The sequence below is a fragment of the Georgenia wangjunii genome (assembly GCF_036421975.1).
Lineage (GTDB): Bacteria > Actinomycetota > Actinomycetes > Actinomycetales > Actinomycetaceae > Georgenia_A > Georgenia_A wangjunii.
In genome coordinates, this window is sequence record NZ_JAZGON010000001.1 from 146,937 (window position 1) to 169,790 (window position 22,854).

Consider the following 22,854-nt stretch of genomic DNA (forward strand, 5'->3'; position numbering starts at 1 on the left):
ACTCTAGAGGCAAAGGCACCGGGGCGGAAACGAAACTCGCCGCTCAGGCGGTGAGCGGGTCGAGACCGTGCCAGGGGAAGACGGCGTTGCGTGTGGCCATGATGGCGCGGTCGACGGCGTCGTCCGGGTTGAACCCCTCGTTCCACGGCTTGAGCGTGACGGGGTGCCCGTCGCCCATGGTGAGCGGGACGTCGACGTCGGCGAGCTCGCGCGTGCGCTCCAGCCACGCCTGCGGCAGCGGCGTGGTCGCGCCCACGGGGCGGCCGGCGGCGACGGCGACGAGGTGCGCCCACACCCGCGGCACGACGCCGGCGACGTCGTACCCACCGCCGCCGGTGGCGACCCAGCGACCCTCGGCGTGCGCGTCGGCCAGCCCTGCGATGAGCAGCGCCGCCTCGCGCTGGGCATCGACGGAGACGTCGAGCCCGGCGAGAGGGTCACGCGCGTGCGCATCGCAACCGTGCTGGCTGACGAGGACCTGCGGGGCGAACTCGGCGACGAGCGGGGCGGCGACGGCCTCGAGACCGCGCAGCCACGGCCCACCGTCGGTGCCGGCGGGCAGGGCGAGGTTGACCGCCATCCCCCGCGCTGCGGCAGGGCCGACGTCCTGGGGGTAACCGGTGCCCGGGAAGAGGGAGCCGGGGTGCTGGTGCACCGAGATCGTCAGGACGCGCTCGTCGTCCCAGAACGTCCGCTCGACGCCGTCGCCGTGGTGCGCGTCGACGTCGACGTAGGCGACCCGCTCCGCGCCGTTGGCGAGCAGCCACGCGATCGAGACGGCGACGTCGTTGTAGACGCAGAAGCCCGAGGCCCGGCCCGCCATGGCGTGGTGCATCCCGCCGGCGAGGCTCACCGCCCGGTCGTGGGAGCCCTGCCACACCGCGCGGACCGCCCCGAGCGTGGAGCCGGCGATCCGCGCCCCGGCCGCGTGGACCTGCGCGAAGACGGGGTTGTCCTCGAGGCCGAGGCCGCGCTCCGGGCACGGCGTCCCGGCGCCGGCGGCCTTGACCGCCTCGATGTACGCGGGCTCGTGGGCGAGCGCGAGCTCGGCGTCGGTCGCCGTCTCGACGGCCCGCACGTCGACGTGGCGCAGGAGGTCGAGGTCGCCGAGCAGGTCCAGGGTGAGCCGTAGCCGCAGCGGCGTCATGGGATGACCGGCGCCGAAGTCGTAGTCGAGGAGGTCCTCGCTCCACATGAGCAGGGCCGGAGAAGGCATGGCTCACCGTAGCGCGCGCCCGAGCGCTCACGAGCGCTCACGCCCGCCGCGTGGTCGCGGGACCGGACCGGCGTGGACGTGGCAGGGTGTGCGCTGGGCGCGGCCGAGACCTCGGCGCCGGTGAGACGGAAGGAGCGGGGCACATGGCACTGCCCGCACTCCTGGGTTCCGGCCGGGACGCGCTCGACCGCATCGCCCGCCACTCCCCCGCGCGCCTCGCGCTCCTCGTCTTCGCCGGCATCGTCGCCGTCGTCACCGTCCTGCTCTCCCTCCCCGTGTCCACCGCGTCCGGCGAGCGCCCCCCGATCGTCGACGCGCTCTTCACGGCGGTCTCGGCGGTGTGCGTCACCGGCCTCACGACCGTCTCGACGGCGGACTACTGGTCGCCGTTCGGGCAGGGCGTCATCCTCGTCGGGATCAAGATCGGCGGCCTCGGGGTCATGACCCTCGCCTCGATCCTCGGCCTCGCGGTCGCGCGGCGGATCGGCCTCACGCAGCGCATGCTCGCGGCGTCGGAGACGAAGACGACGCGCCTCGGCGAGGTCGGCACGCTCGTGCGCGCCGTCATCATCGCCTCCTTCGCCGTCGAGATCGCCCTCAGCCTCGTCCTCGTCCCGCGGTTCCTCGCCCTCGGCGACTCCATCGGTGGGGCGCTGTGGCACGGCGTCTTCATGGCCGTCTCGATCTTCAACAACGCCGGGTTCATCATCCTGCAGGAGGGCCTCGAGCCCTTCGTGGGGGACTGGTGGATGTGCGTGCCCATCATCGTCGGCACGGCCGTGGGCGCCGTCGGCTTCCCGGTCATCCTCAACGTGGCCCAGCACTGGCGCCGGCCCCGGACGTGGACCCTCCACGCCAAGCTCACGCTCGTCACCTACGGCGTCCTGGCCGTCGCCGCGACGTTCGCGATCGCCGCGCTGGAGTGGAGGAACCCGCGCACGCTCGGTGGCCTGCCGTTCGACGAGAAGGTGCTCGCCTCCCTCGTCAGCGGCGTGAACTCGCGCTCGTCGGGCCTGTCGACCATCGACGTCGCCGGGATGAACGACGCGTCGTGGTTCCTGCAGGACGCGCTCATGTTCGTCGGCGGCGGCTCCGCCTCGACGGCGGGCGGCATCAAGGTGACCACGCTCGCCGTCCTTGTCCTGGCGATCGTCGCGGAGGCTCGCGGTGACCGCGACATCGAGGCGTTCGGCCGGCGGATCCCCCCGACGACGATCCGGCTCGCCGTGGCCGTGGCGTTCATCGGCGCGACGCTCGTCGGCGTAGCGACCCTCCTCCTCCTCGTCGTCACCGACTTCCACCTCGAGCTCGTCCTCTTCGAGGTCATCTCCGCCTTCGCGACGGTCGGGCTGAGCACGGGGATCACCCCCGACCTGCCCGACTCCGGCAAGTACGTCCTCGCCGCCCTCATGTTCGCCGGGCGCACCGGGACGATGACCGTCGCGGCGGCGCTCGCCGTCCGCGAGCGCCGCCGCGTCATCCGCATGCCGGAGGAACGGCCGATCATCGGCTGACACGCGGTGCGCAGGAACCGCGCCGGGCGGGACACTGGGCACACAGACACGCACGAGGAGGACGCATGGCGGACAAGGGTGGGTCGCGCGGCAACGCGGTCCTCGTCATCGGGCTCGGCCGCTTCGGCGCGGCACTGGCCGCCACGCTCGACCGGCTCGGCCGGGAGGTCCTCGCCGTCGAGCGCTCCGCCGACCTCGTCCAGCAGTGGTCGGGCCGGCTCCCGCTCGTCGAGGCGGACGCGGCGAACCCGGAGGCGCTCGAGCAGATCGGCGCCGCCGACTTCCGCGTCGCCGTCGTCGGGGTGGGCAGCTACCTCGAGGCGAGCGTCCTCATCACCGGCAACCTCGTCGACATGGGCATGCCGCAGATCTGGGCGAAGGCGACGTCCGCCGAGCACGGGCGCATCCTGCGCCGGATCGGGGCGCACCACGTCGTCTACCCCGAGTACGACGCCGGGCAGCGTGTCGCGCACATGGTCTCGGGGAAGATGCTCGACTACATCGAGATGGAGGACGGCTTCACCATCGTCAAGATGCGCCCGCCGCGCGAGACGCAGGGGTTCACGGTCGGCGAGTCCCAGATCCGCAAGCGTTACGGCGTGACCGTCATCGGCGTCAAGCCCCCGGGCGAGCCCTTCGAGTACGCGACGGAGGAGACCCGGATCAACGCCGGCGACCTCATCATCGTCAGCGGTGACACCCTCCTCCTCGAGAAGTTCGCCGCCCGCCCCTGAGCAGGTCGGACCACGCGCACCCCGGTGTCAGCCGACGACGCCACGCCCGGTGGCGCGAGGTCCCGCGGCGAGACTGACCGCGCGGCGCCCTTCCGGGGTGGTGCCCCGTGCGGCGCGGGGACCACCCGCGCCGCACGGGGGTCAGAAGCCCTGCGCCAGGCGGTAGTAGACCTGCCCGAGGCGGAGCTGGTCGCGGAACCCGCGGGTCGTCGTCCCGGCGTCGATGACGGCCAGCTCGATGCCCGCGATGGTCGCGAGGTCGTCGAAGACCTCGATGTCGAGCGCCGTGCTCATGACGGTGTGGTGCGCACCGCCCGCGGTGAGCCAGCACTCGGCCGACGTCGCGAACGAGGGCTGGGGCTCCCACACCGCGCACGCGACGGGCAGCTCGGGCAGCGGCTCGTCGGGCTCGACGACGCTGACGACGTTCGCCGTGAGCCGGAAGCGCTCGCGCATGTCGGAGAGCGCGACGACGACGGCGGGGCCCGGGTCTGCGGTGAACCGCAGCCGGACCGGGTCCTCGCGGTCACCGATGCCGAGGGGGTGGATCTCGAGCGAGGGCCGGTCCGCCGTGAGCGTCGGGCAGACCTCGAGCATGTGCGCCCCGAGGATCTTCTCCCGGCCGGGGGTGAGCTCGTAGGTGTAGTCCTCCATGAGGGAGGCTCCGCCCGGGAGGCCGTGGCCCATGACCTTGGCGGTGCGCACGAGGACGGCCGTCTTCCAGTCGCCCTCGGCCCCGAAGCCGTACCCGTCGGCCATGAGCCGCTGGACCGCGAGGCCCGGGAGCTGCCGCAGACCGCCGAGGTCCTGGAAGTTCGTCGTGAACGCGGTGAAGCCGCCCTCGGTGAGGAAGCTGCGCAGCGCGAGCTCCTGCCGGGCGCCGTAGCGCAGCGACTCGCGCCGGTCGCCGTCCGGGCCGAGCTCGGGCACGACGTCGTAGAGCTCGTCGTACTCGGCGACGAGGGCGTCGATGGCGGACTCCTCGACGGCCTCGACGCGCTCGACGAGGTCGTTGACGCCCCACGTGTTGATCGAGACGCCGAGGGCGATCTCCGCCTCCGTCTTGTCGCCCTCGGTCACGGCGACGTCGCGCATGTTGTCGCCGAACCGGGCGACCCTCATGTTCTGCAGGGCGTCCCAGCCGGCCGCCGCCCGCGCCCACGTGGCGATCTTGGCGCGGACACCCGGGTCGCTCGCGTGCCCGACGACGGTCTTGCGCGCGAGGCCCATGCGAGTGGCGACGTAGGCGAACTCGCGGTCGCCGTGGGCGGCCTGGTTGAGGTTCATGAAGTCCATGTCGATGCTCGACCACGGCAGCGCCACGTTCGCCTGCGTGTGCAGGTGGAGCATCGGCTTGGTGAGGGCGTCGAGGCCGACGATCCACATCTTGGCCGGGGAGAACGTGTGCATCCACACGACGAGGCCCAGGCACGCAGGGTCGGCGTTGGCCGCGAGCGCGGCCTGCCGGATGGCGTCCCGGTCCTTCATCGTCCCCTTGAGCACGACGCGCACGGGGATCTCCCCGGCGTCGTCCAGCTGGGACACGATCTGCGCGGACTGCTCGGCGACCTGGGCCAGGGTGTCCTCCCCGTAGAGGTCCTGGCTCCCGGTGAGGAACCAGATCTCCTTGCCCTCGAACGGGTTGTTCATCAGTCCTCCGTGTCTTCGTCGGAGCCGTGTTGGCCGTAGACGTTCTGGTAGCGGTCGTAGAGCTTGTCGATGGCCCGGGTGTCGATGGGGACGAGGTCCCCGAGCTCCCGGGCGAGGTGGACGGTGCGGGCGACCTCTTCGCACATGACGGCCGCCTTGACGGCGTCAAGCCCGTCCTTGCCGATCGTGAAGGGACCGTGGTTGCGCATGAGGACGGCCCGCGAGCGGGAGGCCTGGAGCGTCTCGACGATGCCGCGACCGATCGAGTCGTCTCCGATGATCGCGAACGGGCCCACGGGGACGGGGCCGCCGAACTCGTCGGCCATCATCGTCAGGACGCACGGGATCTCCTCGCCGCGCGCGGCCCAGGCCGTCGCGTAGGACGAGTGGGTGTGGACGACTCCACCGACGTCGGGCATGTGCCGGTAGACGTAGGCGTGAGCCGCTGTGTCCGAGGACGGCTGGAGGCTGGCCGGGGTGCCGTCGTCGATCTTCGTGCCGTCGAGCTCGCACACGACCATGACGTCGGGCGCGAGCTCGTCGTAGGACACCCCCGACGGCTTGATGACGAACAGGTCGGTGCCCGGCACGCGCTGCGAGACGTTGCCCGCCGTCCACACGACGAGGCCGTTGCGCGGCAGCTCGGCGTGGAGGTCGGCGACGACCTGGCGCGTGGCCGCGACGGCGTCCCGGGTGGCCTCGTCGAGGTCCGTGAGCGCCCTCATCGTGCCGGCTCGCGCTCGACGGAGTCCGTGAGGAGCGCGTCGTCCGACCCGTCCACGGCGTCGGCCCCACCGGCGGGCGCACCGGCGAGGACCGCCTCCCGGCGGATCTTGCGCAGCCGCCGCATGACCTCGTTCTCCCCGCGGCCGAAGTAGTCGTGCAGGCGGCGGTACTCGGCGTAGAGGGCGTCGTAGCGCTCCGCGTCCGCCTCGTTCGGTGTGTACGCACCGACCTCGCGGCGCCCCATGCTCTTCGCGGCGGTGCGCACGTCGGGGTAGGCACCGGCGGCGACAGCGGCGTGGATCGCCGACCCGAGCGCGGGGCCCTGCTCCGACGTGATCGTCGAGAGCGGCAGGCGCGTGACGTCGGCGTAGATCTGCATGAGCAGGCGGTTCTTGAGGAGCCCGCCGGCGACGATGAGCTCGGTGACCGGGACGCCCGAGCCCGTGAATGCCTCGATGATCGTGCGCGTCCCGAAGGCGGTCGCCTCGAGGAGCGCGCGGTAGGTGTCCTCCGGCCGGGTCGCGAGCGTCTGGCCGACGACGAGCCCGGAGAGCTCGTGGTCGACGAGGACGGACCGGTTGCCGGAGTGCCAGTCGAGGGCGACGAGCCCGTGCTGGCCGACCTGCTGCGTCGCGCACCTCTCGGTGAGGAGCTCGTGGACGGAGATGCCGCGCTGGGCGGCCTCCTCGGCGTAGGAGCCCGGGACCCCCGTGCTGACGAACCACCCGAAGATGTCGCCGACGCCGGACTGCCCCGCCTCGTAGCCCCACAGACCCTCGACGATGCCGCCGTCGACGACGCCGCACATGCCCGGCACCTCGGCGAGCTCGTCGCCGTTCATGACGTGGCACGTGGAGGTGCCCATGATGGCGACCATCTGACCGGGCTCGACGGCGTCCGCCGCCGGTGAGGTCACGTGGGCGTCGACGTTGCCGACCGCGACGGCGATGCCCTCGGGCAGGCCCGTCCAGGCGGCGGCCTCGGCGCTGAGCGTGCCGGCCTGGTGGCCGAGCTGGCCGATGGCGTGATCGAGCTTGTCCGCCACGAAGCCGGCGAAGTCGGGGTTGAGCGCCGCGAGGAAGTCCTCGCTCGGGTACTGCCCGTCCTGGTAGATCCCCTTGTACCCGGCGGTGCACGCGTTGCGGACATAGGTACCGGTGAGCTGCCAGACGATCCAGTCCGCGGCCTCCACCCAGTGCCTCGTCGCCGCGTAGACCTCGGGGTCCTCCTCGAGGAGCTGCAGCCCCTTGGCGAACTCCCACTCGGAGGAGATGAAGCCGCCGTAGCGGCGGATCCAGGCCTCGCCGCGCTCGTGCGCGAGCGCGTTGATGCGGTCCGCCTGGCCCTGGGCGGCGTGGTGCTTCCACAGCTTGACGTACGCGTGCGGACGGCCGCGCCACTGCGGGAGGTCGCACAGCGCCGTGCCGTCGGCCGTCGTCGGGACCATCGTGCACGCCGTGAAGTCGGTGCCGACACCGACGACGTCGGCGGGGTCGATGCCGGCCGCGGCGATCGCCGCGGGCACCGCGTTGCGGAGGACGTCGACGTAGTCCTGCGGGTTCTGCAGCGCCCAGTCCGGCGGCAGCTGCTGACCGTCACCTGCGGTGAGCGTGCGGTCCATGACGGCGTGGGGGTACTCGTGGACGGCGCTGCCGAGCTCCGCGCCGTCGGAGACCCGCACGACGACGGCGCGTCCGGACAGGGTCCCGTAGTCGATACCGACCGTGTATGCCGACTGGCGCTCTGCCATGTGCTGTCCCTCGTCTTCCTTGACGCCCGTCACCGATCCCTGCGAACGCCGGCGCGCAACCCCGCCGTGCCGGCCGTGGTGGCCACACCCGCCGCCGCAGCAGCAACGCCGCGCTAGCAAGATCCGGGTCCCCCGGGGAAGAGTGTGCGCGCTAACATCGGCCCGTGTCAAGAGCTGAAATCGATTTCGATCATTCCCTCTGACTACGGCGCCACGCACCCGGTCCCGTCATACGACGAGGGCCGGCCCTGCCACTCGGCAGGACCGGCCCTCGCTCAGCTCAGCGCCCGTCCATGGCGCGCGGCTACCTCAGCCGCAGGTGCGGGCCGCGTGCGAGGCGGTCACCGTCCTGCTGGCACCGTCGGCCGTGGCCGTCACGCTCACCTCACCGGCGGGCACCGAGCTCGCGCGGGTGCTGAACGTCAGGGACGTCGCCCGGTCAGCCCCGATCGTCACCGACCGCGACCCGTACGCCGAGGAGACAGCCACGTCCACCGGCGCACCCGAGCCGTTCGTCACCCGGACGGTCTGGACGACCCTCCCGACGACGCACCGCGTGTCCGCCTCGACCGAGACGTCCGGGCCGAGCGCGTCGGGCTGGTAGGCCCGCAGGAGCCGCTCGTGCTCGGCGGCCGTGATCGGCAGGACCGTGCCGTGCCGGGCGCTGAGGTCCAGACCCGGCTCGTGCGTCCAGCTGTCCGGGTCGTCGAGGTCGGTGGAGGAGAACGCCACGTACCCGTCGCCCCCGCCGTAGGGCGGCCAGTCCTGGAAGAGGAACCACGTGTCCTGCCCCGGGGTGATGTTGACGTCACCGTCGTTTGCCTTGAACGCCGTCGGGCCCTCCGCGTGACGGAGCGGGTCCCCCGAACCGATGCGCTCGGTGATGAGCTCCCAGCTCGTGCCGACGGCCCCCTCCTGGTAGCGCAGCAGGTCCGGCGACTTCTCGAGCAGGACCTCCATGATGTCGTTCCGCTCGTCCTTCGTGAAGCGGTAGTACATCCCGTCGTGCTCGACGACGGTGGAGTCGATCATGCCGCGGCCCGGCTGGCGGTAGATGTCGATCCAGACCTCCGGCTCCGTGAACGTCACGAAGTCGCGGGTGAAGGAGATCATCATCCTGTTGTAGCTGTCGTTCGTGCGGCGGTCGGCCGGTGCGACGTCCTCGGGGTAGAGGTTCGACGCCCAGTACACCGCGTACTGACCGATGCTCTCGACGTAGTGCGCCTCCGGCGCCCACGTGTTGCCCGCGCTCGGGAGGTTGACCTCGACGAGGCGCGGCTCACCCCAGTCGACGAGGTCCGTGGACTCCCAGATCATGAGCGAGCGCGACCCCGTCTGCTGGGCCCGCGCAAAGTCCGGCCCCTGGCCCGGGCGGTAGGTCTTGAGGTCGGTCGCGAGGAGGAAGAACTTGTCCCCCTCGTGCGAGCGGATGATGAACGGGTCGCGCAGACCCTGCTCGCCCATCGTCGACTCGAGGACGATCTCGTCGTCGTTGAGCGGGATCCAGCTGAGCGCGTCGTTCCCGCGGCTCGCCGCGAAGTAGATCTGCTCCCCCTGCGCCGTGCTCTCTCCCTTGAAGTGCGGGAAGAAGTACGCCTCGTACTCCTGCGGCTCCGGCAGCGGCTGCACCGTCAGCGTGAAGGTCCGGGTACGCGTGACCTGGCCCTTCGTCGCGGTGACCGTGAGGGTCACCTCGGCCGGCTCCTCGCCGTGGGCCGGGCGCGTGACCTCACCGGTCGTCGTGACGACGGCGGGGTCGCTCGACGCCCACGTGAACGTCGTGCCCTCCTCGCCCTGGGTGGGCAGGGTGACGTTGCCGCGGACGTCGTCCGCGTTCGGGATGGCGAGCGACTGGAGGTCCTGCGCGACCGCGCTGGCGTCGGGGGTGCCGTACGAGATCTGCAGCGCCTCCCACTCGGCCCCGGTGACGGGCAGGACGGTGCCGTGCCGGAACCGGGACGGGAAGGAGTACTCGTTCGAGGCGAGCATCGTCCACTCGCCGCTCGTGATGTCGGTCGTCGTGAACGGCACGTAGCCGCGGCCGCCGTACTCGTCGATGAAGAGGTACCAGCGCTCCTCGGTGTTGGACTTGAACACCGTGGGGCCCTCGCCCTGGCTGATGGAGCCGGCGCCGATCGCCTCCCTGACGAGGTCGAAGTCGTCGGCGGTCGGCGAGGGGCCGACCTCCTGGAAGACGTACTTGCCACCCGGGTTCGTGCCCGAGCGGTTCGCCTCGTTCTTTGAGAACCGGTAGACCTCGCCGTCGTGCTCGATCATCGTCGTGTCGATGACCGAGTAGCCGTAGTCGATGAGCGTCTCGGCCTCGCTGAAGTTGCGGAAGTCGCGCGTCGTGGCGAAGAGCATCTGGTTGTACGTGCTGCCCGTGTGGTTCGGGTCGTCGTCGGCGTAGAGCTTCGACGCCCAGAAGACGACGTACTCGCCGCGCTCGTCGTCGTAGAAGATCTCCGGGGCCCACGCGTTGCCGGCGTTCTCCGGTGCAACCTCGGCGACCCAGCTCTCGGACCAGTTGACGAGGTCCGTGGACTCCCAGACGACGATGTTGCGGCTGCCCTGACGCTGCACCTCGTCCCAGCTTCCGCTGGAGCTGTTCCACATCCGCAGGTCCGTCGCGATCTGGTAGAACTTGTCGCCCTCGGGGGAGCGGATGATGTACGGGTCGCGCAGACCCATCTCGCCGCTGGTGGAGACCATGACGGGCTGCCCACCGTTGAGGTTCGTGTAGCGCAGCGGGTCGTTGCCCTCGCTCAGGGCGAAGTACACCTGCTCCCCGTGCTGGAGGCCCTCCCCGAGGAAGTGCGAGAACAGGTAGCCCTCGTAGTCCGCCGGGGCCGGCAGGGCCGGGACGTGGGCGTCGAGGACGCGCGTCGTGCTGGCGGCCCCGATCGTCACCGTCGCGGTGAGCGCGACCTCCGCGGCCGCCTCGCCGGGGGCGGGGCGGTTGACCTCACCCGTCGTCGTGATGACGGAGGCGTCCGAGGTCGCCCACGTGACGGTGGAGCCGTCCGGGCCGGTTGCCGGGAGGTGGAGGTTGCCGCGGACGTCGTCGACGTCGTGGACGACGAGAGCGGCGGCCGCCGCGGCGGCGCGGTCGGCCTCGCCCTGGAGGGGCAGGACCGTGACGGTGAACTGCCTCTGGGCGCTCGCACCACGCTGGCTCAGCGTGGCGGTGAGCGTCGCGGTCGCCGGCTCGGCGCCGTACGCCGGGCGCGTGACGACCCCGGCTGCGGTGACGACACCCGCGTCGGAGCTCGCCCACGTGACGGCGGAGCCGCCAGGCGTGCTGGCCGGGAGGGTGAGGTCCGCGGTGACGGCGCTCGTGTCGCCGAGCGTGAGCGCAGCGGCGTCGGCGTCGACGGACGGCTGCGCGTTCGACGCGCTGAGGTCGAGCACCTCGCCGGCGCTGAGCGCGCGGTCGTAGATCCTGAAGTCGTGGACGGCGCCCCTGAAGTAGGGGTCGGCGGAGTACAGCGAGCGGCCGATGTAGTTGGCCGTCGTCGTCCCGTTGCCGATGCTCCCGGGAGTGATGGTCACGGCGGTGTTCCGCGCGACCTCCCGGCCGTCCTCGTAGAGGACGCCGGTGGTGCCGGTCTGCGTGTACGTGAGGTGCTTCCACACGTTGCGCGGGAGGTTGTAGCCGTCTGCCTGGGTGTTCTGCTCGGTCGACCAGTTGCCGCTGGCGATGGTCGTCCGCAGCGGGTTGCCCTCGGCGAAGAGGTAGCCGTCGCCGTTGGCGCCGCTCGAGTTGCCGAAGCCGTAGATGAAGTAGGCGCTGCCCATGCTCGGGTCGATCCGGACGTCGAACGCCACGGTGATCGAGTCGAGGCCAGACATGATGTCGTTGGGGAGGCGGACGTAGTCGTTCGTGCCGTCGAGCTCGAGGCCGGCCGGCCCGAGCTGCGCGCCACCGAGGATCTGCGCGTCCCGGTCGTTGCCGGAGACGTCCTCCGCCACCGTGCCGCCCTCGCCGGCGAGGGGGTAGTGCGCGACCAGCCCCTCGGTCGCGGGCTCGGCCGCGAGGGCTGCCGGCATCGCCGACATCATCCCCGCGCCGAGCGCGGCGGCAAGGAGCACCGCCGCTGTCCGTTGCTTTCTCATGCCGTTCTTCCTCTCGTCGTCGTTCACGTGCGCCTTCGCACGCCAGGTCATCGGTCGAGCCTCGTGCGGGGGCGGCATCGCCGCCCCGGTGGGACCGGCGGGCGGTCATCGCCCGCCGGCCCCGTACCGGCGCCAGGCGCCGGGTCCGTTCAGCCGCAGGTGCGGGCCGCGTGCGGAGCGGTCACCGTCGTGGTGGCTCCGTCCGCGGTTGCCGTCACGATCACCTCCCCCGCGGGCACCGAGCCCGCACGCGCGCTGAAGGTCAGCGACGTCGCCCGGTCGGCACCGGTCGTCACCGACCGCGAGCCGTACACCGAGGTCACCGTCGCCTCCAGGGGCGCACCCGAGTCGTTCGTCACCCGGACGGTCTGCACGACCCTCCCGACGACGCACCGCGTGTCCGCCTCGACCGACACCGCAGGACCGGCGTCGTCGACGACAGGGATGCGCAGGAACGTGATGGAGTCGGCCGGGAACTCGTAGGTGAGCTCGTTGCCGAGGCCGGTGAGCTCCCGCTCGACGGGCACGACGTTCGTCGGGTTCGCCTTCGAGTTCGTCGCCGTCCGGGACGGCGCGGTCATCTCGATCACCGTGCCGGCGCCCGCGAGCTCGACGTCGGAGATGGTGACGTCCGTCTCGGCGAGCAGCGCCCCGGAGTTGACGACCTTGACGATGAGCTCGCCTGCCTCGACGTCGCGGGTGACGACGTGGTGGAGCGTGCTCGTCGGCGCGGCCTCCGTGTACTCGAGGTGCAGCACGTCGTCGAGGTAGAGCCGGATGTCCCGGCCGTCCACCTCGACCCGGACGTCGTAGGTCTGGCCGGTCGTCAGGGCCACGTCCGGCCCGGCAGCGACCTCGCCCTGGCGTGCGCCGTTCGCGCGCTCGAGGACCGAGCGCGTGTTGTTCCAGCCGCCGAGGTTCCACCAGTAGAAGTCCTGGCCCCCGTTGGCCGCGAAGCCGACGAGGAAGCCCTCGGCCCCGCCCAGCTTCGTGGCCTCGAGCTCGACGGTGTAGCTCGTCCAGTCCTGCTCGTAGGCGCCCGCCGGGAGGCTGCGCGCGTCCTCGATGCTGGTGGCCGTCTGGCGGTACTGGCCGTCGACGACGGCCCACGTCCCGCGCACCGGCGTCCAGCTCGCGGCACCGGCGGAGAAGTCCTCCGAGAGGAGCACCTCGCCGTCGTCCGCGGTCACGACGAGGTTGTCGTACGCGGCACTCGTCCGCCATGTCGACAGGAAGACGCCGCCGGAGATGTCCGGGGCCTCGACCGTCCCGCCCACGAGCGTGCTCGGCACGACCTCGTGCCCACGGTTGGTGGAGAAGAGCCGCTGGACGTAGTAGTTGACCGTCCCCCACAGCTCGTCGTTGTCGAAGTAGATCATGTTGGCGTTCTGCCACTGGACGTAGTCCTCGTTGGCGAGCAGCGGGGCGTACGAGGCGAGCGTGACGATGTCCGAGTTCCGCTCGACCCCGGTGAGGTAGGCCGCCTCCGCCAGCGCGTTGTAGAAGGTGTTGCCCTGCGAGGCGTACTCGCCGATGAAGACCTCGGGGCCCTCGCGGTCGTAGCTGTCGTAGCGCTCGGTGTTCGCGAGGAACCAGTCGGGCGGGTTGTAGTAGTGCTCGTCGACGACGTCGGAGCCCTGCTCGGCCGCGAACTCCCACAGCTCGTCGAAGAGCGCGCCGCCCGAGGCGAAGCTCGAGTTGGCGACGATGTTGATGTCCGGGTACGCCTCGCGGATCGCGTCGTGGAAGATCGGGTAGTTGTCGAAGTACTGCCGCTGGGAGTCCTCGTTGCCGAGACCGATGTACTTGAGGTCGAACGGCTCCGGGTGGCCGAGCTCGGCGCGCACGGCGCCCCACTCCGTGTCGACGTCGCCGTTGGCGAACTCGATGAGGTCGAGGGTGTCCTGCACCCACCGGTCGAGCTGCGCCGGGTCGGTCAGGGCCGCGGGGCCGCCGCAGGCGTTCGTCCCGACGGGCACGACGGGGATGGGCTCGGCGTCGAGGTCCTCGGCCCACTTGAAGAACTCGAGGTAGCCGATTCCGAAGGTCTGGTTGTAGCCCCACCAGTTGAAGTTCGTCGCGCGCTCCTCGAGCCCACCGATGGTCTCCTTCCAGTGGAACGCCCGCCGTCGGTCGGAGTAGTCGCTCTCCTCGTAGCTGTTCCACGTCCCGGCGATGACGCAGCCGCCGGGGAAGCGGATGAAGGACGGCTCGAGGTCCGCGACCATCTGCGCGAGGTCCTGGCGCAGGCCGTACTCGCCGTTGACCGGACCGACCCACTGGTCGTCGGGCATGAGGGAGACCATGTCGAGGTTGAGCACGCCCGCGGCTCCGGCGAGGACGGCGAGGCGTGCGGCGTTCGTCGTCCCGCTCGAGGTGATCGTCGCCGTGTACTGCTTCCACTCGTTCGAGCCGTCAACCTCGACGGTCGCGGTCCCGTACTCCTGGGTGCCGGCGACGTCCTCGAGGCGGGCCGTCAGGGTCTGCGGCGTCGTCGCCCGTGCCCAGACGGAGAAGTCGTAGTCGGCGCCGGCCTCGAGGGCCACGCCCTCGTTGTAGGAGGCGTTGCGGATGCCGGCCCCTGCCCCGGAGGAGCTGAGGGTGAGGTAGGCCCGGTTGTTCGCGTTCATCCGTCCGTCGTCGTCGACGACGGTGGCCGTCGTCGTCGCGCCACCGCGCTCGACCGTCTGCCACCCGGTGAGTCCGTTGAACGAGCTGTTGTCCGCCGCGGCGAACTCGAACGAGCGGTTGCGGACGAGCTCGGCGTAGAGGCCGCCGTCCGCGGCGTAGTTGATGTCCTCGTAGAAGATCCCGTAGAGGTCGGGGCTCATCTCGATGTCGGTGCCGTCGCCGTCGATGTCGAGCGTCGCGGTGACCGGCTCCGGCCCGGTCGGCTCCTCCGTGGGCGGCTCAGCGGGTGCGATCGCGAAGTAGTCGAAGACCGCGTCGTGCGAGGGTGCACCCGCCGGGGCGAGCGCGTAGAGGCCGACCTGCGTGATGTCGAAGCCGACGGTCACCTCCGCCGCCTCGACCCAGGCGCCGTCGACCCAGTAGCTCGTCGTCACCGTGTCACCCACCCGCTCGAGGCGCAGCGTCTCGCCGGTCGAGCCGGGGCGGGGCGTGAAGGTCGCGGCGAAGGCGCCGCCGACCTCGAGGTCGTTCTCGATGACGACGGGTCCACCCTCGGCGAACCCGACGTGCGCGAGGCCGGCGCGGACGTAGTTGTCCATGTCGGCCAGGGCGATGAGCCCGGCGCCCTGGAAGTCCTGGACCGCGGGCGCCGCGAAGGACGTCACCGCGGTGAAGTCACCTACCGGCACGTCGACGACGAAGACGTTCTGGGCGTTGTTGTCGGTCTGGTACGTGTCCCCGGGAAGCGACCCGATCGTCAGGGCGCCGCCCTCCGGGTCGATCGACCAGCTCTCGGCGACCTCGCCGAGGACGGTCCACCGCTCGTGGAGCTCGGGCGCGTCGAACTCGTCGAGCCAGGCGTCGGGCGGCAGGACCTCGGCGGGGGCTGCGGCGGACGCCGCGGTGCCACCGGCGAGGAGCGCCGCGGTGAGGGTGAGGGCGGTCACACATGCGACTGAAGCCGGCGCAGCGCTGCGCCGTCGCGACATAATCATGAGTACTCCATCAGCTCAGACAGGGTTGGCGTGGAGCGCCCCCGACGGGGCGTCGTGCTCGGCCTCCTTTCCAGCGGCGCGTCGTTGCGGCAGGAGGCGGGCACGTGCCCGCCGTTGGGGGCCGTGGGGGGGGGGGGGGGGGGGCCCCCCCCCCCCCCCCCGTCCTTTCCTCTCCCCCGCCCCCCCCCACAGCGCGTTGCGGCAGGAGGCGCCCACGTGCCCGCCGTTGGGGGCCGTCGGGCCGGGAGGTGGCAGCCTCCCGGCCCGACGGACGTCTGTCAGGTCCGGCGGCGCACCGAGATGGCGCGCTGCAGGACGACGAAGGCGAGCAGGACCATGCCGATGAAGACGCGGGTCCACCACGAGTCGAGCCCTTCACGGGCGATGAGCACCTGGATGAGGCCGTACACGAGCACACCGGCGCCGGTACCCATGACGAAGCCGACGCCACCGGCGAGGAGCGTGCCGCCGATGACGACGGCCGCGATCGCGTCGAGCTCCATGCCGATGCCGGTGAGGTTGAAGCCTGAGCGTGTGTAGAAGGCGAAGAGGATGCCGGCGATGCCGGCGCACGTGCCGCTGATGACGTAGACGAGGATGCGCGTGCGCTCCCCGCTCAGGCCCATGAGCTTGACCGCCGAGCCGTCGTCACCGGCGCCCAGGCCGTAGACCGTGCGCCCGAAGCGCGTGTAGTGGAGCAGGTAGAACCCGAAGAGGAGGACCACGAAGGCGATGACCATGCTCAGGCTGATCCGCCAGAGCCCGCTTCCCTCACCGAACTGGAGGCTCCACGAGGAGAGCGCGGCGAAACCCTCGTCGGTGATGCCGAGCGACTGGACGCTCACGACGTTGGCGAGGCCGCGCGCGAGGAACATGACCGCGAGCGAGGCGATGAACGGTTGGATGTCGAAGACCTGGACCATGATCCCGATGAGCAGCCCGCACATCGTCCCGACGAGGACGCCGATGACGAGCACGACGGGGAGCGGGAACCCGGCGATGAGGAGCTGTGCGACGACGAGGCCGACGAGGGCGACGACCGCCCCCACCGACAGGTCGATGCCACCGGTGAGGATGACGAAGGTCATCCCGACGGCGAGGACGAGCAGGTAGGAGTTGTCGACGAGGAGGTTGGAGAACAACCGCATGCTGACGAAGCTCGTCGTCTCCGTGCTGTAGCGCGCCTGGCCGATGACGAGCATGAGGACGAGCGTCAGCAGCGTGCCCATGACCGGCAGGAAGCGCCGGTCGACGTTGCCGAGCGCACCGCGGACCCGCTGGAGGGCTCCGCCCTCGGTCTTGCCCTGGGGCGGGGTCCCCTGCGCGGGGCGGGTCGTGCGCGCCGTGTCAGTGCGAGACATCAGGCTGCCACCTTCTCTCGGGAGGGGACCAGCTCTGCCCGGACCCGCCGCGCCCGGAGGCGGTCGCGCAGGAAGGGCGACGCGGCCACGGTGACGGCGATGAGGACGATCGCCTTGAACAGCGGCGTCGTCTCGGAGGGCAGGTGGAAGATGATGACGGCACGCTCGAGGGTGCTGAGGATGAGCGCACCGACGACGACACCGCCGAGGTAGAAGCGGCCGCCGGAGAGCTTCGTGCCACCGAGGACGACGACCATGATCGCGTCGAGCTCGCGCATGAGGCCGATGTTGTTGGCGTCGGCCGCCATCGTCGGGGAGCCGTAGACGATGCCGGCGAGCCCGGCGAGGACGCCCGCGATGATGTAGACGATCCACGTCGTGCTGCGCGCCTTGACGCCCGCAAGCCGGCTCGCCTCACCGTTGATGCCGATGGACTCGAGGAACATGCCCAGGGCCGTGCGCCGCACGAGGAGGCTGAGCAGGACGAAGACGGCGAGCGCGATGATGACCGGCGTCGGTATCCCGAGGACGTAGCCCGCGCCGATCGCCTTGAACGGGGCGCTCGTCGACGTGGTGATCTGCCCCTGGGTGACGAGCATCGCGATGCCGCGCCCGGCGATCATGAGGATGAGCGTCGCGATGAAGGGTTGGATCCCGAGGACGGTGACGAGGAAACCGTTGAAGACGCCGACGAGGAGCGCGACGCCGAGCCCGAGCAGGAGCGCCGTCAGCGCCGTGCCGAGGCTCCCGCCGTCAGCCGCGTTGTCGATGTACTCGAGGGACACGGCCAGCGAGATCGCCATGACGGCGCCGACCGAGAGGTCGATCCCGCCGGTCGCGATGACGAGGCACATGCCCAGTGCGAGGAGCATGGGGGTGGCGCTGTTCCGGGCGATGTCGACGAGCTGCCCGACGAGGTTCCCGTCGCGGACGGTGACGTCGAGGAAGCCCGGGCTCCGCAGCCCGCAGGCGAGGACGAGGACGACGAGTGCCACGACCGGCCAGAACAGCCCGTGGTGGCTGATGTCCCGGAGCAGCGTGCTCCCGTTTGACCGGCTGCGGCCGGTAGACGCTGTCATGATGCGCGCGCTCCGCTCTGGGCGATGGTCTCGAGGATCGTCCCCGAGTCGATGTCGTCGTCGTTGACCACCTCGGCGAGCTTCTCGCGGTCGCGCATGATGACGACGCGCTCGCTCAGGCGCAGGACCTCCTCGAGCTCCGAGGAGATGAAGATGACCGACATGCCGTCACGCGACAGGTCCGCCACAAGCTTCTGGATCTCGGCCTTGGCGCCGATGTCGATGCCGCGCGTGGGCTCGTCGAGGATGAGGAGCCGTGGCGCGGTCGCGAGCCAGCGGGCCAGCAGCACCTTCTGCTGGTTGCCGCCGGAGAGGTTCCTGATGAGGGCGTTCGGGTTCGGCGGGTTGATGTTGAGCGCCTTGATGTAGCGCGCCACGATCTCGTCGAGCTCCTTGCGCGGGATCGGGCGCCAGGTGCCGCGGCCCGCCTGGAGGGCGAGGGCCATGTTCTCCCGGACCGTGAGGTCCCCGACGATGCCCTCCTTCTTGCGGTCCTCCGTCGAGAAGGCGACGTCGTGCTTGAGCGCGACGAGCGGGGAGGTCATCTTGACGGGCGAGCCGTCGATCTCGATCGTCCCGTGGTCCGGCCGGTCGGCTCCGGCGAGCAGGCGTGCCACCTCCGTGCGGCCCGACCCGAGGAGCCCGGCGAAACCGACGATCTCCCCAGCGTGCAGATCGAGGTCGAAGGGCTGGACCGACCCGTCCTTGCCCACGCCGACCGCGCGCAGGAGCGGCGCAGCGGTGGTGTCGCGGGCCGCGACGGCGCGCGCCTCGGCCTGGATCTCCTCGAAGGCGTCTCCGGCCCGGCCGATCATCTTCGAGATGAGCTCCATCCGGGGCAGCTCCGCCGTGCGGTGCTCGCTCACGAGGGTGCCGTTGCGCAGGATCGTCATGCGGTCGGAGATCTCGTAGACCTGCTCGAGGAAGTGGGAGACGAAGAGGATCGCCACGCCCTTGTTCCGGAGCTGGCGGATCACTCGGAAGAGCTCGGCCACCTCGGCCTTGGCCAGGCTCGAGGTGGGCTCGTCGAGGATGAGGACCTTCGCGTCGACGACGATCGCGCGCGCGATGGCGCACAGCTGCTGGACAGCGATCGTGTGCGCGGTCAGCGGTGAGCGGGGGTCGATGTCAAGGTTCATCTCCTTGAGGAAGCGCGCTGCCTCGCGGTGCGTCGCACGCCAGTTGATGAACGGACCGGTGCGGATCTCGTGGCCGAGCATGACGTTCTCGCCGACGGTGAGGTTCGCGCAGAGGTTGACCTCTTGGTACACGGTGCTGATGCCGGCGCTCTGCGCCTCACCTGGGTTGGAGAACCGCCTCTCGGCGCCGCCGACGACGATGCGGCCGGAGTCGATCCCGTAGACGCCGGTGAGCGCCTTGATGAGGGTGGACTTCCCGGCGCCGTTCTCGCCCATGAGGGCGTGGACCTCGCCCGGCAGGAGCCGGAAGTCGACCGCGTCGAGCGCCTTGACGCCCGGGAAGGTGATGGTGATCCCGGTCATCTCGACCGCGGGGATCCCCGTGATCTCGACGACGGGATCGGCTGGTGCGGGGTGGGACATCGACGGCCTCCGAGCGTCCGTGGGGTCACGTGCAGCGGGCGGCAGCGCCCGCGTGGCGGGCCGGGCCCGCACAGCGGGCCCGGCTCGCGCACCTTCGGCCAGACGGTACCGGCCGGGTCTGCGCCCGGGGGAGCAGATGCGCCCCCCGGGCACCGCGTGCATCAGTACGGGCGTGCGTCCACGAACGCCTGGTCGATGTCCGCCTGCTCGAAGGCGGTCTCCTCGACGTACGTCGTCTCGGGGACCTCCTCGCCGGCGTGCACGGCCTTGATGAGGTCCGCGAGCTGGTCCCCGAAGACCGGGTTGCACTCGACGAGGTAGTTGAACTTGCCGTCGAGGAGGGCCTGCATGCCGTCCTTGACCGCGTCGACCGCGACGATCTGGATGTCCTCGCCCGGGACGAGCCCGGCCGCCTCGATGGCCTCGATGGCACCGAGACCCATGTCGTCGTTGTGCGAGAAGACGAGGTCGAGGTCCGGGTAGGCCTGGAGCGCGGCCTCCATGGCCGTGCGACCCTCGGCGCGCGTGAAGTTTCCACTCGCCTCACCGATGACCTGGTCCCCCACGACCTCGCGGAAGCCCTCCTGGCGGTCGATCTGCGCGCCCGAGCCGAGCGTGCCCTGGAGCTCGAAGATGTTGGCGTCCGGGTAGTTCTCCGCCACCCACTCGCCGGCGGTCACGCCCTCGGCGCGGAAGTCCGAGCCGATCCATGTGACGAACGGGTCCTCGACGGTCGTCTCGACCGTACGGTCGACGAGGACGACGGGGATCCCGGCGTCCTTGATCTCCTGGAGCACCTGGTCCCACCCGGTCTCGATGACCGGGGAGAACGCGATGACGTCCATGTCCTGCGAGACGAAGTCACGCAGGGCGCGGATCTGGTTCTCCTGCCTCTGCTGGGCATCGACGAACGTCATGTCGATGCCGTTCTCGGGCGTCAGGCTGGCCTGGATCGACTCCGTGTTGGCCGTGCGCCAGCCGCTCTCGGCGCCCAGCTGCGAGAAGCCGACGCGCACGAGCTCGTCGCCGCCGCTCCCGGTCGTGGCCCCACCGGTGCTCCCGGCGTCCGCCGTCTCGTCGTCTCCGCCGCCACTGCCGCCACAGCCGGCAAGCGCCAGCAGAGCCGCACTACCCAGGGCGATGGTGGCCCGTCGACGGTTGTTCCTCAGTCCGAACATGCTCTCCTCCTCGAGTGCATCAGCAACGATGCTGGTCGCAGTCACCACGCGGTGTACCGACTGTCGAGGCCCAGTGTGCGCGCTAACATCGCAGGGTGTCAACAACTCCAGGTAACAGCCTGGTAACCGTTCGGACACGGTGCGAGAACCGGCGGCGGTACGCTCGGCAGCCCAGCACCAGGAGGTCGGGGTCGCCGCACGGCGCGCCCGCTCCGGCGGGACCCGGCCGCTAACGACGACGACGTAGGAGAGCTGTGAGCGGGACACGAGAAGACGTGGCGGCCAGGCGCGCCCCGGTCATGTCCGACGTGGCTGCCCGTGCCGGCGTGTCGCACCAGACCGTCTCGCGGGTGCTCAACCACCCTGACCTCGTCCACCCCGAGACGCAGGAGCGGGTCCGCGCCGCCATCGCCGAGCTCGGCTACCGGCGCAACATGTCGGCGCGTGCGCTCGCCACGAGCAGGACGCGCATGATCGGGGTCGTCACCCCCGCCACGCGGAGCTTCGGGCCGACGTACACGACCGTCGCGATCCAGGACGCGGCGCGGGCGGCCGGTTACGCGATCCTCACCGCAGGCACCGTGGACGCCGCGGCCAGCCCGCACGACGTCCTCGAGTTCTTCCTCGACCACGGGGTCGAGGGCGTCGTCGTCGTGGCACCGACGACGGAGTTCGCCGACGCCGCCCGGGGCCTCGCCGGCTCGCTCCCCATCATCGTCATCGCGACCGGCCTGACGACGCCGGCGCCGCTCCACGTGGTCGCCATCGACCACGAGCAGGGTGCGCGGGACGCCACCCGGCACCTCATCGACCTCGGCCACCGCCACATCGCCCACGTCGCCGGGCCGTTCAACTGGTTCGACGCGCGCGCCCGGCTCGCCGGGTGGCGCGCCGAGCTCGAGGCCGCGGGGCTCGACGTCCCCGAGCCGATCGAGGGCGGGTGGGACTCCGCCCAGGGGTACGCGGCGGCCCAGCGGATGCTGAGCGGCCGCGTGCTGCCGACGGCTGTCTTCACCGCCAACGACCTCCTTGCGCTCGGCATGATGCGCGCCTTCCACGAGGCCGGGGTGCGGATGCCCGACGACGTCGCCGTCGTCGGGTACGACGACATCTCCGGCAGCGACTTCTACGAGCCTCCGCTGACGACCGTGCGCCAGCCCTTCCAGGAGGTGGGCCACCAGGTCATGGAGGCGCTCCTCACCGCCCTCGACGGCGGGTCGCCCGCTCCCCTGCTGAGCCGGCCCGAGCTCATCGTCCGCGCCTCCTCGGGCGCGCACACGCAGGGCTGAGCCGCCCGCCCCACGCGCACGTACCACCACCGCCCCGGCCACGCCGGCACGAGAAGAGGAGTCCCATGAGCGCGACGACGACAGGGCCGGGGGGCCGCACCATCCGGCTCGCGGCAGGCGACTACACCGCGACCGTCGTCAGCGTCGGCGCCGGCCTCGCGCGACTCACGTGGCGGGGCAAGGACCTCGTCGTCGCCCACGAGCCCGACGCGATGCCGCCGGCCTACCTCGGCAAGACGCTCGTCCCGTGGCCCAACCGGGTGAGCGACGGCCGCTACGTCCGCGACGGCGTCACCCACGAGCTCCCCGTCAACGAGCACGCGACGAACGCGGCCCTCCACGGCCTCGCGTGCTGGGTCGCGTGGGACGTCGTCGAGGCGGACGAGGCGGCGGTGACGATGCAGACGGACATCGCCCCGCAGTACGGCTACCCCTTCTGGCTGCGCTCGAGCGTCCGGTACGCGCTCGCTCCCGGGTCGGGCCTGACGACGACGATCACGACGACGAACCTGGGCGCCGACGTCGCGCCCTACGGCGCGTCCACCCACCCGTACCTCACGTGCGACGGCACGCCCGTCGACGAGTGCGTCCTCGTCACGCCCGCCACGCAGGTGCTCGAGGTCGACGAGCGGATGCGCCCGCGGGCATCCGTGGACGTCGACGGCACCGAGCTCGACCTGCGTGCACCCGCCCCGCTCGGCGCGCGCCAGATCGACCACGCGTACACGGGGCTGCCCGCCGTGGACTGGGCCGTCACGCTGACCGACCCCGCGACGGGGCTGACCGCGCGCATGCGGGCGGACGCGCCGTGGGTGCAGGTCTACACGGGCGAGAAGGTGGGTCGGCGCGGCGTCGCCGTCGAGCCCATGACGTGCCCGCCGGACGCCTTCAACTCCGGCACCGACCTCGTCGAGCTCGCCCCCGGCGCCTCGCACACCCTCGCGCTCTCGATCGACGCGACGCTGGGGTCCTGAGGCGGACGCGACGTTCCCGGCCTGGGAGTCCGCCGCTGCGGATCCCTGTCGCAGGTGTTGTCGGCGCCGCCGCCTACCG

The 22,854-nt window shown here is 71.2% G+C and carries 14 protein-coding genes; 4 read left to right on the plus strand and 10 right to left on the minus strand.

Annotated features, from left to right (window positions below; all coding sequences use genetic code 11):
- Positions 1–43: 43 nt before the first annotated feature.
- Positions 44–1,216: an acetoin utilization protein AcuC gene (locus V2J63_RS00725; protein WP_331229063.1), complete on the minus strand. Its 1,173-nt coding sequence runs from the start codon at positions 1,214–1,216 to the stop codon at positions 44–46.
- A gap of 143 nt (positions 1,217–1,359) precedes the next feature.
- Between V2J63_RS00725 and V2J63_RS00730 the strand changes: the two genes are divergently transcribed.
- Together V2J63_RS00730 and V2J63_RS00735 are read left to right on the plus strand one after the other, a co-directional pair.
- Positions 1,360–2,730 carry a TrkH family potassium uptake protein gene (locus tag V2J63_RS00730; protein ID WP_331229064.1) on the plus strand — a complete coding sequence of 457 codons (1,371 nt, stop codon included), beginning with the start codon at positions 1,360–1,362 and terminating at the stop codon, positions 2,728–2,730.
- 65 nt (positions 2,731–2,795) lie between these two features.
- Complete coding sequence (locus V2J63_RS00735; RefSeq protein WP_331229065.1) at positions 2,796–3,464, plus strand: potassium channel family protein; 669 nt, start codon at positions 2,796–2,798, stop codon at positions 3,462–3,464.
- A gap of 141 nt (positions 3,465–3,605) precedes the next feature.
- Here the strand turns inward: V2J63_RS00735 and araA are convergent, their stop codons facing one another.
- The 9 genes from araA to V2J63_RS00780 all read right to left on the minus strand — a co-directional run bounded on the left by araA (position 3,606) and on the right by V2J63_RS00780 (position 20,512).
- Entirely contained in the window at positions 3,606–5,114 is a 1,509-nt protein-coding gene (gene araA / locus V2J63_RS00740) for an L-arabinose isomerase (protein WP_331229066.1), read from the minus strand.
- Positions 5,114–5,839: an L-ribulose-5-phosphate 4-epimerase gene (locus tag V2J63_RS00745; protein WP_331229067.1), complete on the minus strand. Its 726-nt coding sequence runs from the start codon at positions 5,837–5,839 to the stop codon at positions 5,114–5,116. The genes araA and V2J63_RS00745 overlap by 1 nt, the downstream gene beginning before the upstream one ends.
- The gene (araB, locus tag V2J63_RS00750) at positions 5,836–7,590 is read right to left on the minus strand and encodes a ribulokinase (RefSeq protein WP_331229068.1); all 1,755 of its coding nucleotides are present in this window, start codon (positions 7,588–7,590) and stop codon (positions 5,836–5,838) included. The genes V2J63_RS00745 and araB overlap by 4 nt, the downstream gene beginning before the upstream one ends.
- Before the next feature lie 309 nt (positions 7,591–7,899).
- A complete protein-coding gene (locus tag V2J63_RS00755) occupies positions 7,900–11,706 on the minus strand; it encodes an immunoglobulin-like domain-containing protein (protein ID WP_331229069.1) in 3,807 nt (1,268 codons plus the stop codon).
- Positions 11,707–11,855: 149 nt separating this feature from the next.
- Positions 11,856–15,284, minus strand: a complete 3,429-nt coding sequence (locus tag V2J63_RS00760; RefSeq protein WP_331229070.1) for an alpha-L-arabinofuranosidase family protein — start codon at positions 15,282–15,284, stop codon at positions 11,856–11,858.
- A gap of 326 nt (positions 15,285–15,610) precedes the next feature.
- The gene (locus tag V2J63_RS00765; RefSeq protein WP_331229071.1) at positions 15,611–16,693 is read right to left on the minus strand and encodes an ABC transporter permease subunit; all 1,083 of its coding nucleotides are present in this window, start codon (positions 16,691–16,693) and stop codon (positions 15,611–15,613) included.
- Positions 16,693–17,772 carry an ABC transporter permease gene (locus V2J63_RS00770; RefSeq protein ID WP_331229072.1) on the minus strand — a complete coding sequence of 360 codons (1,080 nt, stop codon included), beginning with the start codon at positions 17,770–17,772 and terminating at the stop codon, positions 16,693–16,695. The genes V2J63_RS00765 and V2J63_RS00770 overlap by 1 nt, the downstream gene beginning before the upstream one ends.
- Positions 17,769–19,334, minus strand: a complete 1,566-nt coding sequence (locus V2J63_RS00775; RefSeq protein ID WP_331229073.1) for a sugar ABC transporter ATP-binding protein — start codon at positions 19,332–19,334, stop codon at positions 17,769–17,771. Before V2J63_RS00775 ends, V2J63_RS00770 begins: the two co-directional genes overlap by 4 nt.
- Before the next feature lie 161 nt (positions 19,335–19,495).
- Positions 19,496–20,512, minus strand: a complete 1,017-nt coding sequence (locus tag V2J63_RS00780) for an ABC transporter substrate-binding protein (protein WP_331229074.1) — start codon at positions 20,510–20,512, stop codon at positions 19,496–19,498.
- A gap of 299 nt (positions 20,513–20,811) precedes the next feature.
- Between V2J63_RS00780 and V2J63_RS00785 the strand changes: the two genes are divergently transcribed.
- A complete protein-coding gene (locus V2J63_RS00785) occupies positions 20,812–21,801 on the plus strand; it encodes a LacI family DNA-binding transcriptional regulator (protein ID WP_331229656.1) in 990 nt (329 codons plus the stop codon).
- A 65-nt stretch (positions 21,802–21,866) separates the two neighbouring features.
- A complete protein-coding gene (locus tag V2J63_RS00790) occupies positions 21,867–22,775 on the plus strand; it encodes an aldose-1-epimerase (RefSeq protein WP_331229075.1) in 909 nt (302 codons plus the stop codon).
- The last annotated feature ends 79 nt before the right edge of the window (positions 22,776–22,854 follow it).